This window comes from Candidatus Nitrospira salsa, from assembly GCF_965152625.1.
Window position 1 is genome coordinate 583,339 of record NZ_CBCUCO010000004.1, and the last position, 17,196, is coordinate 600,534.

Consider the following 17,196-nt stretch of genomic DNA (forward strand, 5'->3'; position numbering starts at 1 on the left):
GGGTTTTGATTCGTGGCATGCTGCAAGCCTGAGTTTAGATTAGTCTCAAAATATGACGGAGTTTGATATATTGTGACACGACGATCATTCAAAACGGCGGATTGGTTGTGGTGGCGGTGGATATTGGCCAAGTTTTAAATGCCAATAGGCCCAGGAGCGGGGATCGAAAATCCCAGGTGGAGCCTTGGTAAGGACTTCGCGTAAGTCATCATCGGACAGATACTGTTTGATCACTTTCATATCCTCATGCGTTCCATATGTCATTGCATAGGTGACAAGCCGGATTGGATCAGTTAATGCTTCTTCCGGTTTCTCAAACCAGATGACTCGTTCTGCAACCTTTACTAATTCATCGGTCAGAGAAAGTGCTTTCATCGTTTGTGCCTCTGGTCTTGACTGCGGTCAAGCTCGGGCAACCGATCCAGATCAACTGTGCGCACCGCATGCAGTAACCGTTCTTTGTGGTGAATCGGAACAGTTTGCAAATTTCCATCTTCATAATAGGACAGGGCTTTTAATGTCAGTTGTGGGTTAAAGGACGGGCCGTATATCAACTTGGCGGCGGTCAGCGCTGTTGGCAAATCCGTCGCGTCCTTCTCAATCATTGTAGACAAATCAATATAATCTTTTGCTTCTGCCCGTTGCTGCACTACGGCTGCCTTCATTCCGGCCAAATCAAGTAAAGAGGCAATTTTCACTCCATTATCTTGAGCGATAAGAGGATCATTGATTGGTGAAAGGTTTGGGACGCCGAAAAACGAGAGCTGTACCAGACCACCACGCTCAACAAGACATGTGAGAGTATTTTGGGCTTGTCGTATAATTTCTGCGTCTTGTAAGAATGGTATGGTTGATGTGAGGTCTTGCGGTTGGACTTCTTGGAAGGCAAAGAAATCAAATATGGAAGGACGATGTCCGATTTGTAAGGCAATGGCGGTTCCACCATAGAGGGTAAATGAGCCTGGTAGATTAACCAGGTCATCCCACAACCGGCGTTGGGGGGATGGGAGAATGTCAAGGTACAGGCCGTGTGTTGCCATAGTTCTGAAGTCCTCTTGTATATGTCGTTTAAACCATATAACAAGGCTGACGTGAAGGCCAATTTTTATTATGCTCCATATTTTAACAAAAGATATCAGGTCATACCCTATTCCGTTACGCCGAATATTCACATAACTTCATACATCGATCTGCAGAATTTGGAGTAAGAAAACTGTCGTTGTATGAGATATTAGGAGGAAGGCGTCGGTGTTGGAGATGGCGTAGACTGTTTGGAGTCTTTCGGCTTCCGAGTCCGCAGAATTTCTTCGAGCGTCAGCAATGCGTCTCGGCCGGAATTGGTTTCCATGCCTTTGGAAAGACTGGAGTCGGCGTAGGTGTGGCCGTGCTGTTGGGTGGCGCTTTGTTGACTGAGGCTGCCGGACCATTCTCGCGGGTCGCGCGAGCCGTGTTTCCGGTTCCAGGCTGAGAGACAGGCTTTGGCGATGAGTTTATTGAGAGGGGCTGGATTGTAGAGAAGTTTTTTGATGTTCCACGGTGTGAGGCTGAGGGGATTATAGCCAGCAGAGAGATAGCCATCAGAGAGTAATCGTTCTTCCAAATCGGTGTTGGGTTGCACGCCTAAGAAAAACATAAGCGGAAAGACGCGGTCTTCTCCAAGTATCGAGGCGACGGTTTTATACGATTCAATGCTCTGCAGAAGTGTTTCTTCGGTTTCTTCTGGTGAATTCAGTGAATAGTTTAAAATGACTCTTCCGTTAAACCCTGCCTCTTTAAGATATCGGCATCCGTCATAGAGATGTTCCAACTTGAAGCCCATGTGCAAGCTGTTCAGCACTTTTTGAGAGCCTGCCGTAATCGCGACTTCCAAGTCGCCAACGCCTGATTTCACCATGAGTTTTGCGAGATCGGCATTGATGAGAGACGTTCGGACATACCCGGACCATTCGATCTCTAATTTTTGATCAATAATTCGCTCCAGAATTTCCGTACACTGGGGATAGGCATCTTTTCCGGTGATGAATTGTGCGTCGGTGAACCAAAACCGACGGGCACCCCATTGGTGGTAGTACTGTGCAATATCCTTCACGACATTTTCTGCCGGCCGGTAACGCACACGTTTACCTTCGATGTAAGGGTAAAGGCAAAAGGCGCAATCGTAAGGACAACCCCGTTTACTCTGCACGCCAATCGATTCGCCAATGTATTCTTGATATTGCGGAAAGATCGTCGTGAGATACGGAATATCGACAGTCAGGGAATCGAGCAGCGCCGGCGTATTCTTTGTGCCTTTTGTCACTGTGCCGTTTTCTTTGACGATAAACCGTTCTTCGCTTAATGATTCCCCATTCAGCACCTTGAGGATGGCATCTTCTCCTTCGCCGAGTATGCCAATGATCCCTTCTGGTAGTTTTCCGATGAGCTGATCGGCAAACGCGGTAAACGCTCCGCCGCCAATCATCATTCGGAGTGAAGGAAATTTTTTGTGGATGAGCCACGGATAGGACAGGTTGCTCCGAATATCCATGTAATAGCGATAGAGGTTGTGCAGTCCTTGAAATGAGGCGAGGACTCGCTTGAAAGGATTACTGGAGTAGTAAAAGTTAAACGCATGTTCGAGTGAGGCGTCACCTTCATGTGGAGAAAAAATTTGAATATCGCGCCAGGAGAAGCAGACGAGTTCTGGTTGAAACGAGGTGGTGACATCCTGCAATGCTTGTTGTCGTTCATTCAAGGGATACAAAGACAAGTCAAGAATACGCTGCCGTACCTCGGGTCGTCGGCGGTGGATAAAGTCTGCAAGATAGGTAATCCCTGTTGGATAGACTTTTTTACAGGGGAGAAAAACGTAAAGAATTGAATTCATAAAAGGTTATTTGACCGCAATGTGAATGGCTACAATGCCGCCGCTGAGGTTTTTGTAGTCAACGCGTTGGAAACCGGCCTTCAGTAGCAGCTCACGGAGTCGTTCTTGGTCGGGAAATGTCCGAATTGAGGCCGGGAGATACTCATAGACCCCCGTCCCATCTCGAGCGACGACGGTTCCAACCCACGGCAGTAGTCGAAAGGAATACCAATCATACAGTTTGCGCAGGACCGAGGTGGTTGGCTGGGAAAATTCTAGGCACACAAATTGTCCGCCGGGCTTGAGGACTCGTCGAATTTCAGTAAACGCTTGTGAGCGATTTCCCACATTTCGAATGCAAAATCCTGCTGTGACGGTGTCGAAGCTTTTGTCCTGAAAGGTCAGGTGCTCCGCGTTCATTTGAAAACAGGAAATACGGTTGGATAATCCCTTGTTTTTGACCTTATCAAGGCCGACTCGAAGCATCGCTTCGTTGAGATCGGCGGCCACGACCTGTCCGGTCTGTCCAAGCTGCTGATCGAGAAGTATAGCTAAATCTCCCGTTCCGGCCCCGAGATCCAAGGCTCGACCACCACTGACCGCCGAAATGCACTGCATGGCTCGTTTTTTCCATTGATGATGTAGGCCAAAGCTCAGAAGCGAATTATTGAGATCATAAAAACCGGCAATAGCCGTAAACATGCGTTGAACGGCTTGCTCGCGGGCTTGTCCCGTCCAGGTCGAGACCGATTGTGCGGTATCTGGCTTAGGGGGTTGTTCGAGAGTCGGGACCATCTAGAGGAGGTAGCACCCGCTTTCGAGGTTTGTCAAGGCGGAATGGGTAAGACTGGAACGCGTCGCTTGTGCCTGTGCGCTGTAGCGCTTTCAGCCGTCGTAGCCACTTCGGCGAAGTAGGCCCGGCGCGCAAGCGGGAATCGTATCTCGAATTTCGTAAAAGCCTGATATGTCGGGCATTATTCGTTGAATATTTTGGTACGTGAAGTGCTTCTTACCATTGTAATTGGCAAATCAAGAAATAACCGAGCGTTATGACGTCAAGGTTTATGCCAGACGCTGACTATAGGCATCTCAGCCCGTGGGAATAGTGGTGGAATCGGTAGGGGGTGACTCTGTAATTGTAGGCCACTTCGTTGTGCAAAGTCGCAGGCCCACTTTGCCTCGTCTTCTCCATGGTTCATCATCAGAACAAACCCTTCCTTTCTGAGGCTTTGGGTCATCCGTTCAAACAAGCGTTCAGGTTGAAAGACTTTGAGTGGCAATCTCCAGGCGACCAATGGCTCAGGTATGACAAATGGATAAAAACAGGTAATCCCATCAGCTGAGCCTGTGTAGTCACAGAAGTCCATGACCGTATAGGAGGTATTGGTGAAGGGACGGATATAACATTGCGCATAGTCAAACCGACTATAGAAATTTGTATAGATCCGGTACCCCTCGAGTTCAATCCCCTGAAGTTGCCGGGGTTGAAAAAAGGCATGGAGGGCGGGGGCATAGTAAAAATTTAGTGACCCTACATCCACCATTTCTTTATGAAGGTCAGGATTCCAACAGAATTTCTCCTTGGTTTGATCGAGCAAGTCGAGATACTCATAATTTTCTAATGACGTCGAAATATGGAATTGGTTTTCGAATTGAATTCCGTATTTCATTTGAAGCGCCTCGATTCGACGTCGTTGCTGGGTTGTCAGTGATTTAGGCAGGGTACAGGCAGGCTGTTCGTGATAATGACGGCGAACCCACTTCAATCCTCGAGACACTTCATACCAACAACGGTAATAGGTTGAACGAAGACGCAAGAGTGGTGATATGTAGGGAGATGCTGTTGCAGGAGAGGGGGGCATCACGCCTATAGCCGTTTCTAATAACTTCCGATGTTTGAGGCTTGGCATTGCGCTGCGGCGTCTTAATAATTCAACTGGCCATTATCTGGATTCGCTATAGCTACTCACTTGTGTGGCCACAGAGTTTGGAAATTCAACGAATTTCTGAGAAGGTGGGTTTTGTTCATCTCTATAGAATATGTCGGTTAAAGAAAAAATTTCCTAAGCCGGACAATATTCAAGGAGGTTTGGGGAATGTAGAAGATCGTGCTGTCCTGGCAGGCCAATCAAATTACTTTTCGGATGAACTTTGGCGGTAATTTCGTCAGATATGAAGAATAGTGATTTTTCTGGTGTGCCAAATGATAGCGGCAACAGCTCCAGTGAGTGTAAGGAACGTCATGCTGAGCCACAATATCGAGCTCACGATGTTTGTTTCCTCTGTTTTGGCAACAGGCTCATCTTTCTCGTGGACCACTAAATGATTGTTATTCAAGAGCGCTGCCGACTGGGGCACTTCAGGGTGAGGGAGTAAACGAAATGAAAAGAGCGGATGATCTTGGGCGTTGAGTGCTTGCGGAATTGCTGTGTAGAGGCGGCCGAGCGCAGTAAATTTAATTTCATACGTTAATGAATACAAAAGTGTGCTGAAAAATTTTGAGGCTTCGTTGAGAGAGAATGGTTCGGGCTCAAACCTGTTTGAAGGCTCTAGAGGTAAGGATTCTGCGGAGAGGGTGATTACTGAAAGGTTCTGCTGAGCGGAAGAAGTTTCTTGAGAATTGTCCAGTTTAATATTTGCTGGTTCGGTTCGTATTGGTACAGCAGCAGCTGACACGACGTAGAGTAGAGTTGCTGCTACCGTGATGAAAAAGATTTTGTGGATACTCATCGAAACAGAAAAGCCTGGAGGGCTTTACATCAATCTATGGGTCATGCAGAAACCTTGGGGGGTGACTAGGATCGTTCCATATTCACGATGGAAAAATCAAGGGCTGGCACAGAAGCTTGAGATTTTCTATGCGGCAGAGTGTACAAAGAATATTGCAAACTCAGGCCTTCTCAGGTCAATCGACTGCTCGAACATTTCGTGGCAGGTACAACCGCTCGTATGGCCGCTGAGTTAGTGGGCATTCATCGCCATATCGCCCGTGTCTTCTATCAGCGCCTGCGGCAAATCTTCGAGTCGGAATGAGCCTTCCCACGTCTATGAGTGCAGCTATTTGGATGGTGTCGGACGATACCGAAAGGCCCACACAGCGATGTGTTCGTCAGTAATCGCGGGTTTTTCAAAATGCAGAAACACTTTCGCAACTGGGTCATATTGCGTGAGATAGTTCATGCCGAATAACGGCGGACTCTTCACGGGCAGTCTCTCCCATTGATGCCTTTGGCTTTTATAGAGAAACGTTGCACTTTTGCCTGATGAATTTTCGTATGGCGTAGGTCCGTCGTTCGCCAAATATAAAAGGACATGATGGTGGGTTCCGTATGCGACCGCGGCTCCATTGGCGGGTAAGGGTGGTTGGTTAACCTTGATACGTTCCCATTGGGTCGATTGTGATGAGTAACTCCACAGTTCCTGACCACTATAATTGTTCCCCAAAGACAACAAGGAGTTCGTAAACGTATCGTAGACCAGTCGAAGGTGATATCCAGGGATGGAGGGTGCCCGGTGTGTGTCCCATTTGTGAGACTGAGGGTCATAGTGATAAGTCCGTTGACCATCGTGACCAATAAAATGCTTTCCCGATGGGTCCCACGCGAATCCTCCGGCAAATAACTGGGGTGTTTGCGTTTGGATCAATTTCCAGGAACGTGTGTCAGGATTGTAGTGCCATGTGGAAGGTTTGAGGGATTGGTTCAGTTTTCCTCTATCTTTTAACTGTTGAATCGCTTGCGTGGCATGTTTGGGAAACCCGACAAGTACGAGAGTTTTTGTTGTTGGATCATAATCCCAGCCATCAAAAGCATGCATCGCCCATGGACGGTTGGTCGATGTTGCCGGATAGCCTTGAAGCGTGACGCGATACGTCTCTAGCGAGTCGGCTTCATAATCTTGACTCCAGCGGAGGTCCGTGAGGCTGAAGCGATAGACGCTGTTGTCGTAATCCTTGTCGTGAGTATCGGCTCCAAAGAAAAAGACCGTCCTTCTGTCTGCGGCAAGAGTCGAAGCCCCATGAAACACTTTTCTCGGTGAGTCACCACAGGTAGATACGTTGACCCATTCATTGGCTGGCATCATGTTCCAGTCAAACGGCGTACAGACTTGATGCGGCTCGACCTGCGCATAACTAGAGGGGACAGGGATGGTTAGACAGAGTGCGGTAACCATGGCAGCTATCGCGCATAACCTGTTGAGGGATAGTCGGGGGTGAGGGGAAAGAAAAAAATTGAACATCGGTCAAGGTGATGTGCTGAACATGTGCTTCTAATCGAGGATCAAAAACTGCAGCCCTTAGTGTCTGGCTCCTATAGGGCCGAACCAATACATTGTCAGCGTCACTCATGCTTCGTGTCCCTTCGTATGGTCAAAGACATGAATGGAAGTCTATTTGGTTATACTATAGTTTTGTTGAAAATCCCAATCCCTGATGTTGTGGTTTGAGGCAGGGCTCTTGTGTGCTTGGGGAGTTGCCTCTGGATAAGGAAAATAGTTCTTGAGTCTATTTATCGGCTTTTCGAGAACGTGCCAAGAGAGTGACGCGACAAGAATTGTGGAAATCATTAACATCACCATATTAACAAGAACGTGTTCGGTTTGAGTGATTCCCCAGACCTCATACAGTGCCCATGGTATGAAGAGGTGATAGAGATAGACGCCGTAACTGATTTTTCCGATATACAGGAGAGGTTTCCAATTCATGATGGTACCAACTGGTCCAGTGAAACCTTTGGCTGCTCCTGCGACTAACCAAAGAAAGGCGATAGAAAGTAATGTATTATCAAACACATAGAAATATGTTGTGTCCATCAAGAGGGGAGTCATCATCGGGAGAAAAAGGAAAAGTCCACGACCAGTACTTTTCAGTCCAGGAATGTCTTTCTTGTTGTGAATAAGCCAAGCCAAAAGGGCTCCCCACCCTAAACTGTCAATTGAAGACAAGGTGAATGTATAGAATTCAACGCCTTCATGAGATCCAAGGATTGCGATATATCGATAGAACGGTGCAGCCACAATTGTCAAAACAATGACCCAGTGAATTCGTTGTTTTGCCATACACAACATGACAAATGGCCAGATGAGATAAAATTGGGCCTCCACAGCCAATGACCAGAGATGTGCAGTCGTCGAGGGATAAAACCCAAGCTTGATAAAGAGCAGGTTTGACATATATGTCGCATACCACCATGCACCAGACAGTACGTCCGTATTTCCGGCAACCATCGCCAACAGCAGTGCAACATAATATACCGGTACAATCCTGAGTGTGCGTCGTGCGTAAAATTGACAACATGCAGAAATTTTCCCTTGTCCTAATTGTTCAGTGCGGTTTCGCGAATCAAGGAGAATGCCTGTGATTAAGAACCCACTCAAGACAAAGAATAGTCTGACTCCGTAATACCCCAGCCCCATGGACTCGCTTACCGGATAAAAATGGTGAATAAGCACGGCAAGGACCGCAAAGGCACGTAGCGAATCGAGCTGCAGCATGTACTGAGAATGAGGATGTCGTGTGGATGTTGGCATAGGGCCGTTTCAGATGACTTGAAGAATCCTCACATTCTGGCAAGATGTGGGCATCTTGAAAGACATGTCTGACGAGTTGTCGGCAAGGGGGCAAGTCAACTCATCGGGCACAAGCCTTCAGTCGAGCGATGCTCTCAAGGTTTCAGGTATCGTGTTATGTGTTTTTTTATACTCAGGGTTTCTGGAAGACCACATGTCCCCAAAGCCAATCGTCTTCCCAAACTTGCACGAAGCCGTGACGCTTCAAGCATTGAAACGTTGGTTTGAAATCCTGAACAATGTGTTGTGGACGGTCATCATCTATTTCAGAGGCTAGGCGGGCAAAAAAGAATCCTCCAGGCTTTAACGCATCAGAAATTCTCTCAATAGTTTCAACGGGGTCAACCAAATGTTCAAAGACATCCAGGGCTGTTATCATATCAAAGGCGTGGCTCGGCAGAGAGCTGATTTTGAGGTCGATGAATTTCGCGGACAGCTTTCGAGTTTCAAGGCGCCATTGACTAAATTGTTGTAGCGGAGAACTGATGTCTGCCAGTGAGACATCGCATCCATCACGAGCGAAAAGAATTCCGCCAGAACCCACTCCGGCGCCAAAGTCCAGATACTGCTGACAGCCATGGTTTCTGGCAAACTCCAAAGCGGTGACGTAGGCGAGTGGCGAGGAGTCTTCGGTTAAGGTATGCCACCACATTAATTCATAGATCGTCGTGTGGCTCTCGTCATAATATTGTTCGACAGATTTTCGATTACTCAATCCAACCTTGTTCTGCCATTCGGCTTTGAGGTTTGGAACCGCCAGTTGGCACCGGTTTCTAATTTCAACGGCGTCTTCGCACCCCATGTATTGTCCAAGTTCCCACAGAATGCTTTGTTGAAGATCCGGCTGATTCTCTAACCGTAGGGCGTTGTTCCATAGACTTCGATAGGTATCGAGCAGGCGTTCCTGTTCGATGTAGCAGTCTTGTGAGCTGAAGTTATCCTGGTCAACACGTTGCCATAATTCTTTGACTTGATCAGGCATCAGTTTGAGCATGGTGTTCCTCCGTCCTTACAATAGTGTTGTCATTTTATACATGCTGCACAAGAGGAAGAGCCGTCATGATCATGTGTCATGATCTGGAGACTCTGGATCATTGAGTGCTTGTTCGATCAGTTGGCTAAGTACGATGTCTGAATGAAAGTGTTCTTCTGCGATCATGCGTGCAGCTTTCGCATGTTGTGTATAATTTGCTTCAACGTCGCGCAGAGCTGTAACTGCTTCTTCGAGATTTGTGTAGGTCAAAAGCCCTTTCCCGACCGGAAGTTTTGAAGAGAATGCGGTATCTTGAGTGACAACAGGTTTGCCAGCTGCGAGATAACACGCACTTCGACTGCTAAACCAGCCGCTACGCATCGCCACGTAGACGTGTTTGGCTGGAGAAAACTCCCCAGATGATCCTGCGATGAAGTCTTGGTATTGGTTCGGCGTCACGCTCACCGTTTCTCCTTCTAACACATGCCATCCGTGACTGAGCAGTCGCTGTATTGGGGCCTTGTCGTCCCCCACAGCCACCGTGAACGGTAAGCCCGTTCGCTGAGGCAACTCAAACACCTTTTCGAATTCAGCCCCTTTACTCTTATATTCGATGCCCTTGTACATCAGCTTTCCCTTAAATGGATTCCATGTCATCACCGTCGTCCATGACGCCGACTCGGGAAGACGTTTCGCCAAGACGTGTTCCCATACATCTAAAACGATCGGCACGCGTGTGATATGCCAGGACAATCCCATCTTGGGAATACGGCAATCGTGAGAATGGATATTCTCGGCCAATGTAAAATACCTATCGTGGGCTGCCACCGTTTCGCACCACTGTTGGACATTTTGAGACCATGTTGGCCGTTCGCTCATGACAATTTGATTGTAGCCGGGATCGGTATCGAGAAAGGCTTTGAGGCACCGTGGGGAAAGGTTGTCGGGAATCGTACAGGCACCGCTGACGTTCAGGAAAAGATCAGCCGTTTTGGCGATGTCATTGAACGCGCCTTGATCCATGCCAAAGCGTTCTTCGTGCAAGTGGAAATACTGCCATCGCTCTTTAAGATCCGGGGCATAGCGCTGAAAAAAATTACTGATGAACTCTGCTGAATAGGTACCTTCCGGCACCGTTGTTTTTTTGAGAGGGTGATAGGGCCAGCACCATGAATCTTCGTAGTAACAAACGTCATGTCCCAATCGTGCGAGACCAATGACATATTGCAGGTAATCCCACGCGACCCCTCCAATCGGATAGAGACCAACCAGGCCAGTGACAATGATACGAAGTCGCTGCTTCATCGTGTTGATGGTCTTCTATCAATCATCATGGAGTTTCTGCACATCAAAGCTTTTAAATCGTCAAGCATCATGTTCTATTGTGAAAATTGGGTTAGATTGGGACTTCACGTGTGGCAGATGATTGGATGCCGACCTGTGTGCAATAGAGTCGTGCGTAATGTCCTTCTAGTTTCAACAAGTCTGTGTGGGTTCCACGTTCCGCAATCTTTCCGTCTTGAAGGACCACAATCTGATCGGCATCGCGCACGGTTGACAAGCGATGCGCAATGATCAGTGTTGTTCTGTCTTTCATGAGTCGTTGCAGTGCTTCCAGGACTTGTTGCTCGGTTGTTGAATCTAAGGCACTGGTTGGTTCATCCAGAATCAGGATTGGAGCATCTTTTAGAAATGCACGCGCTATCGAGAGACGTTGTCGTTGACCGCCAGAAAGTGTGACGCCACGCTCGCCAATTTGTGTTTCATAGCCATGTTCAAGAGACAGAATAAAGTCATGGGCTCCGGCAGCTCGCGCTGCTGCTTCGATTTCGTCATTCTTGGCTTGTGGGCGACCGTACGCAATGTTTTCGCGAATGGTTGAACAAAACAAGACGGGCTCTTGTAACACCAAGGCAATGTTTTGCCGTAAGGATTCTAACGTCACATGTTGTAAGCGAGTGCTGTTGAGTCGCAGATGCCCTTGTGTCGGATCGTAAAATCGAATCACGAGATTCACTAATGTAGTTTTTCCCGCGCCTGAATGGCCGACGAGCGCCATTGTCTGTCCTGCTGGAATCTCCAGGCAGATATCGTTCAACACGCGCTTTCCCGTGTTGTAGGAAAAGCTGACATGGTCGAATGTGATTGGGCCTGCCGTTTTTACCGGAAGAGGGGTTGCGCCGACTTGATCTCTGACTTCTGGGGTTTGATTCAGAATATTCAAGACCCGGCTTGCACCTGCCGCGGCGTTTTGCACAGTGGCTGCGGTATAGGCCAAGGTTTCGAGTGGCTTGTATAACATGGCCAGATAGGAGACGATCAGGACGATGTCTCCAACGGTAAGCACGTCTTGAAGAACCCGCCATGCCCCGATGCCGATGACGGCTGCTGTCCCGACAGCCAGTAATAGTCCAACGATGGCTTGCGAGCCGCTCTGCAATACCGTCAATCGTAATTTGGCACGAAGACTGGCGTCTGCGTCGTGACCGAAGCGTTGGCTCTCTGAGGCTTCTCGTCCGAAGGCTTGTACCGCACGGATGGATGATAAGGTTTCTTGGACTCGGGTACTGATGTCGCTGTCTCGTTGTGCCGCTCGTAATGATCGATCACGCATGGGACGATCCAATTGGCGAATCAGGATCAGGAGCGGTATCCCGATAGCTAAGGCTACCAGCGTCAGCAACCAATCAACATAGAGCATGATGCCGGTAATGCCGAGTAATGTGAATGAGGACAAGAGTGCCGGAATGAGGCCGGTGTTAAATAGGGCCTGAACGCAGTAGGTGTCCCATGTCACTCGATACAGGGAGTCCCCAACTGTTGTCGTATCATGGAAGGTGAGTGAGAGTCTCTGAAGGTGATCAAACAGACGACATCGCAATCGAAACACCATACGGAGGCCGATCGCCACGAGGATATAGGTGCTCAAGACCGTTAATCCGCCCATGAGGAGCTGAATGAGCAAAATTCCAGTGCAGAGAATAAGCAGAAGAGCCATTTCGTTGTTTGTCAATAGCCATGGCATCAAATGTGTGATCCAAGTGGTGACGTGGGTGACTGCCGCCGGGGCATCGTGATTTCCGAGCACTGAATCAACGACAAGCTTCAAGGGCCATGGTTGCAGGAGTGCAAACGCGGATCCGCCAAGCAGAAGCAGAACTCCCAGCACGATATTGACTTCTTCTCCACGACCACAGAGACGAAGGAGCCAGATGGAGAGTTTCCATGTGCTGGCGTGCTGGCGTGTGTGAGGGTGATCGTGTTGCGTCATCAGTGTATTTGTCAGATAGCCATGAGGTTGAACATATATTTTTTATCTATAGCGAATCCAATTAATTTTCAGCTGAATTATTAAGACTGCCACAGCGTAATACTACGCCTCAAGCATCGGAAGTTATTAGAAGCGGCTATAGGTTCATGTGCGGATAGGCAAACAATTGTGGGTTCTCAGGAAGCTCTCGGGCTATTTGACAAGTACGGCAGGCTCAGGAAATAACGAATCTTGATTGTCCACGTCCGATTCCGGACGCATATCACATTCGATGGTTGCCATCAAGCCTTCCTTGGTGGCAAGTGCCGCAGACGAGTATTCCTGTTGAGTTCTCAGCATGAGTAAAAGGAACGAGCTCATCAAGATAGTGCCAAATATCCATGCATGATCAATCAGCGCCCATGTTCCCAGCAGTCCTAATGCGGCAATACATGCGACGGAAATTTTTGAATAGATTGGCCAGGTTCGGCAATGAATCAGCTGTTTCCCCTTGCCATGTTCTTCAATCACCATTCGAACACGGCTTCCTCCGAGCACTCCAGGCTTGATATGTAAATCCCACCGATCAAAGTCGCCTCCCCGCTGTACCGCCATTCGTTTTTCCTGAATAATATTCTCTATTGTCTCCAATCGATCAGGGGGAGCCTGCCATTGTTCACTCCACGCGGTAAATCTATGAGCTGATGGTAGGAGCAATTTTTCTGTGAGATGTGTTCTCCAGGGAGTTAAGCCTGAAGACAGTCGTCCCGTTAAGCGTGCAATCGGTTGGAGCAGGTGCAGTCCTGCCGTCACGAATTTTGATCGAAGACGAAGAAACGGTGAGTGTGGGACTTCGAACGGACATTTGTGGGCTTGTCGAAAGGCCAGGAACGCTCCGGTGCCAAGCGCCCCGACGAGAAGAGGAATGGCAATGGAAAGTGGAGTCCATATCAAGCCAAATATTGAAAGGATGGCGAGTGCCGCGACGGCTAAATTCCACTCAGGCATTTGTACGAGGGAGAGGGTCGTTGACGGACTTCCCTGGTACAGCAGTTGAAATGGTGCACTTCCCCACACGCCATGGTATATGCGTGATGCCCTCCACGAACAGGCGTTTGCACTGCCCTTGCCATAGAGCCGACCCTTCCATGATAGATGTCCAGCGACATTGTATTTTTGGGGCCATTTTTTTTCTAACAACGCTTCGGCCCGACCGTATCCGCGTTGTTGTTTCCAATAGGTGCGAATGGAGTTTCGCCGATGATGCCAGACCTGGGCGGATGCATGAAACCCGATCGTCCATCCCTGTTCTTGTAAGCGCCAGCACATGTCAACGTCATCGCCCGCTGTTCGGTATTGTGGATCAAATCCGCCTATAGCTTGAAGGTGACATTTCCTGAAGGCCATATTACATCCTGGTATGTGTTCAGCAAGCTGGTCGTCGAGTAGAACATGAATGGGGCCACCAGGAGCGTGCGCCACACATTCTGCAATCCAGCCGTCGTCTTTTGGTGGAAGGTTAGGTCCACCGATGGCGGCATGTGACGTTGTGAGAAACATATGTGCGAGATAGGTCAGCCAATGAGGATCGGGGTAGGCATCGTCATCGGTGTAGGCGATAATCTCTCCCGAAGCGGCATACATTCCCGTGTTTCTGGCGTTGCTGAGTCCTTGGTTGGTCGTACTGATCACGCGGTAAGGGTATTCATTCGCGATATCTTCTGTATTGTCCGTTGACCCGTCGTTGACGACAATGACTTCATACTGCGGATAGTCCAGCCGCTGAAGGGCTTCGAGGCAATCACGTATCGTCCGCGATCCATTATAGCTACAGACGACGACAGAAATTTTTGGCCATTCCTGTTTGGGAAGAATCGGGAAAGCTTGAAACGCGGCTTCAACTGACGCAAGGGCTGGCTTAGGTTGTCTTAAGCGGTCGGTTAGCCCAAAGTCCCAATCTTCTATTTCTTGGCCTCCACAATACCATTCGTCTGTCCAAGCAAAGGCGAATGCTCCAGCACCTCCGGCAGCTCCAACCGTACGAATCTGCCAGTCCAGCACCTCGGCTTGCCTGTCTTGCCCGTTTCGTAGGCTGTCTAACCCGATTTCAGCGAGGACCAGAGGGCGATCGCCGGCAATGTTCTGCAGGCGTGCGAGGTAGGCAATGAGCGTGTCTTGTTGTTCGAGGTAGACATTAAAGCAGATAAAATCGAGGAAGGGCAGCTCTAAGTATTCAGTTGTGGGATAGTTGACATAGGTAACAAGCCCTTGTGGATCTTCAGATTTGACGATAGTGTAGAGCTGTTCCAGAAAGCGTTCTATTTTTTGTTGACCATACCAGCGAACGATCGGGCCAGGTATTTCGTTGGCTAATGAATAGGCCAGCACAGCAGGATGTCCAGCGCAACGTTGGATTGATTCTCGGACACGGTGTTTGATGGAATGGACAAGTTGTTTATCATCTAAGAAGGTGACGAACTGGTCCCACCACAGGCCAACGAGCACAAGCAATCCGTGGTGATACGCGAGATCCAGTAGCCACCGAGGGGGTAATGTATAGGTTCGGATGGCATTGAACCCGTGCGAAGCGATACGAATGAAGTCTTGTTCTACCGCGATGGGATTCGGAAATAAGTCCCCTTCCATATTGGGCCGAAACGTGCCGTAAGTAATCCCTCGAATCCATAACTTGGTATGGCCCCTGTATAAAAACTTCCCATGAATCCGTGGTCGTTCTACTTCTGCTGATGGAGGTAAAGGAACGTTATTTGGCTCTGAGCGAAATGATAAAATGGGATCATGAAAAAGCATGAAGACAACACCCCCTGAATGAAATGTAGTAATTGCGGAGGAGAAAAAGGGCCATCATTGAGTTGAGACGTGTGATTTGTGGTTATCATGTTTGAATGAAGGCTGAAGAAGTTATGTGAACGAGAACGCTGTTGCAATCCATTTCTGGGAATAAATTGGAGTATGCTGTCGATCTTCTAAAGAGGAGGGGCCCGCAAATTCGTATCAACGTATAATCAAAAGCAAGTTAAATACCACGGTCAGGAAAGTGAATATCCGGATGATATTGTTTGAAAATAGGCTAAAGCCTACGATATGTAGTGTATTGGTTGGTGCTTGTGGTGTGAGCGGTGTACGTGATCTCCCTTCATAAAAATCAAGTTTTGAATGGATTCACAGTCATTGGAATTACGTAGGTCTATTGTTTTTAGTGAGTTTATATACGTAGGTGTTAACGGTGAATCCTGTTGACTCACGAGTGGAAAGGACTGAACCGTAGGCGAAAAGCCTTATCGGAAAATCTTAAGACTCCGGCAGGTCTGTAATGGATTTTCCTTTTTCTTGACCATACTCAGAGAATGTGGTTCATAGGCGGTATTGAACATCTTGGACACGATCGGGTCAATTTCCCAGGTTGTCGAGGGAGCCTAAAAGATGATGAAAGGAACTGGCAATGCGATCTCAAGGGTTGACGTTGACAGGAATATTCTTAGCTAGTTGTGTTTGTGCCGTGATGGGGTTGACCAGTAGTCCGCAAGTCCATGCACGAGTTGGCACTCAAGCTCCTGAGATTACCAATGAAACGTGGTTAAACTCGGAGCCGCTTCGGCTGGCGGATCTTCGCGGAAAAGTGGTGATGGTCGAGTTCTGGACTTTTGGATGTTGGAATTGCCGTAATATTGAACCCTACGTCAAGGCCTGGCATAAAAAATATGCAGAGCAGGGGTTAGTGGTGATTGCCATCCACTCGCCAGAGTTTCAATATGAACATGATGTAAATCGAGTTGAGGAGTATATCAAGAAAAAACAACTATCCTATGCGGTACCGATTGATAATGATTTTGATACATGGCGTAAATTTCGAAATCGCTATTGGCCGACGCTCTATTTGGTTGATAAAAAAGGAGTCATCCAATACACGCGAATAGGTGAAGGAGAATATGAAACAACCGAGAGAGAAATCCAACGGCTATTGGCAGAGTCCAACTAACCTGTCCAGAGAAAAAATGTGGAGAAGCACGCAACCTCCGTGGCTAGATCGTTAGGAGTTCGGCAGCTTTCCTGAGGTGTTCCGGTATGAGTTCAGACAAAAGGGAGGGAAATTACTTTGTGCGTCTGGAAGAATTTCGTTTTTTCTTTGTCTTCGCTTGAATGGCAGCTTCATAAGAGCGCTTAGCCCATACGGCTGCTTCGTCTGGATCATCAAGCATTTCATCAGGAGCCAGGTAGTATGACATCTTGACCGCCTTGTTGCCTTTTTCATATTCAAACGGCCTCAGCCCTCTCGCCTCGAAATTTTTGATCAAGCCACCGTTGGCCTTGAGGTAGAGTGTCTCCTGGGCGACAAGTCCGAACATCGTTCCCTTGTGATAGATTCCGTATCCCCCGAACATCTTTCGCGCCTCAATTGCGCCAAAATGTACGAAGACTTCTTTGAGATATTCAACAAATTCATTCATGCTTCACATTGCAGGTATTGTGTCAATTTGCATTGAGGTCAGTAAAGGTGTTTTTCTCAGTGGGCTGTTCGGCAAATCCTCGTTCGGCTCG

General features: G+C 48.2%; 14 protein-coding genes. 1 reads left to right on the forward strand and 13 read right to left on the reverse strand.

All coding sequences use genetic code 11. The features are described 5' to 3' along the window. Positions 1-84: 84 nt before the first annotated feature. The 12 genes from ACWQXP_RS16775 to ACWQXP_RS16830 all read right to left on the reverse strand — a co-directional run bounded on the left by ACWQXP_RS16775 (position 85) and on the right by ACWQXP_RS16830 (position 15,447). Positions 85-375 carry a hypothetical protein gene (locus ACWQXP_RS16775; protein WP_454064013.1) on the reverse strand — a complete coding sequence of 97 codons (291 nt, stop codon included), beginning with the start codon at positions 373-375 and terminating at the stop codon, positions 85-87. Beyond that, a complete protein-coding gene (locus tag ACWQXP_RS16780) occupies positions 372-1,040 on the reverse strand; it encodes a nucleotidyl transferase AbiEii/AbiGii toxin family protein (protein WP_454064014.1) in 669 nt (222 codons plus the stop codon). The genes ACWQXP_RS16775 and ACWQXP_RS16780 overlap by 4 nt, the downstream gene beginning before the upstream one ends. 191 nt (positions 1,041-1,231) lie before the next feature. Further along, positions 1,232-2,866: a B12-binding domain-containing radical SAM protein gene (locus tag ACWQXP_RS16785; protein ID WP_454064015.1), complete on the reverse strand. Its 1,635-nt coding sequence runs from the start codon at positions 2,864-2,866 to the stop codon at positions 1,232-1,234. Between the two features lie 6 nt (positions 2,867-2,872). Beyond that, positions 2,873-3,640, reverse strand: a complete 768-nt coding sequence (gene ubiE, locus ACWQXP_RS16790) for a bifunctional demethylmenaquinone methyltransferase/2-methoxy-6-polyprenyl-1,4-benzoquinol methylase UbiE (RefSeq protein WP_454064016.1) — start codon at positions 3,638-3,640, stop codon at positions 2,873-2,875. Positions 3,641-3,900: 260 nt separating this feature from the next. Beyond that, a complete protein-coding gene (locus ACWQXP_RS16795) occupies positions 3,901-4,755 on the reverse strand; it encodes a hypothetical protein (protein ID WP_454064017.1) in 855 nt (284 codons plus the stop codon). Between the two features lie 256 nt (positions 4,756-5,011). Next, a complete protein-coding gene (locus ACWQXP_RS16800) occupies positions 5,012-5,575 on the reverse strand; it encodes a hypothetical protein (RefSeq protein WP_454064018.1) in 564 nt (187 codons plus the stop codon). Between the two features lie 327 nt (positions 5,576-5,902). Then, positions 5,903-7,018: a hypothetical protein gene (locus ACWQXP_RS16805; protein WP_454064019.1), complete on the reverse strand. Its 1,116-nt coding sequence runs from the start codon at positions 7,016-7,018 to the stop codon at positions 5,903-5,905. A 216-nt stretch (positions 7,019-7,234) separates the two neighbouring features. Further along, positions 7,235-8,374, reverse strand: coding sequence for an acyltransferase family protein (locus tag ACWQXP_RS16810; protein ID WP_454064020.1), 1,140 nt, complete (start codon positions 8,372-8,374; stop codon positions 7,235-7,237). A gap of 172 nt (positions 8,375-8,546) precedes the next feature. Continuing rightward, positions 8,547-9,407 carry a class I SAM-dependent methyltransferase gene (locus ACWQXP_RS16815; protein ID WP_454064021.1) on the reverse strand — a complete coding sequence of 287 codons (861 nt, stop codon included), beginning with the start codon at positions 9,405-9,407 and terminating at the stop codon, positions 8,547-8,549. Positions 9,408-9,476: 69 nt separating this feature from the next. Beyond that, positions 9,477-10,691, reverse strand: coding sequence for a glycosyltransferase family 1 protein (locus ACWQXP_RS16820; RefSeq protein WP_454064022.1), 1,215 nt, complete (start codon positions 10,689-10,691; stop codon positions 9,477-9,479). 91 nt (positions 10,692-10,782) lie between these two features. Further along, positions 10,783-12,657, reverse strand: coding sequence for an ABC transporter ATP-binding protein (locus tag ACWQXP_RS16825; RefSeq protein WP_454064023.1), 1,875 nt, complete (start codon positions 12,655-12,657; stop codon positions 10,783-10,785). Positions 12,658-12,849: 192 nt separating this feature from the next. After that, a complete protein-coding gene (locus ACWQXP_RS16830) occupies positions 12,850-15,447 on the reverse strand; it encodes a glycosyltransferase (protein ID WP_454064024.1) in 2,598 nt (865 codons plus the stop codon). A 652-nt stretch (positions 15,448-16,099) separates the two neighbouring features. On the opposite strand from ACWQXP_RS16830, the gene ACWQXP_RS16835 reads away from it, so the two are divergent. Continuing rightward, positions 16,100-16,636, forward strand: coding sequence for a redoxin domain-containing protein (locus ACWQXP_RS16835; RefSeq protein ID WP_454064025.1), 537 nt, complete (start codon positions 16,100-16,102; stop codon positions 16,634-16,636). Positions 16,637-16,748: 112 nt separating this feature from the next. Here the strand turns inward: ACWQXP_RS16835 and ACWQXP_RS16840 are convergent, their stop codons facing one another. Further along, on the reverse strand, positions 16,749-17,105 hold the full coding sequence (locus ACWQXP_RS16840; RefSeq protein ID WP_454064026.1) for a TfoX/Sxy family protein: 357 nt from the start codon (positions 17,103-17,105) through the stop codon (positions 16,749-16,751). Positions 17,106-17,196 lie beyond the last annotated feature (91 nt).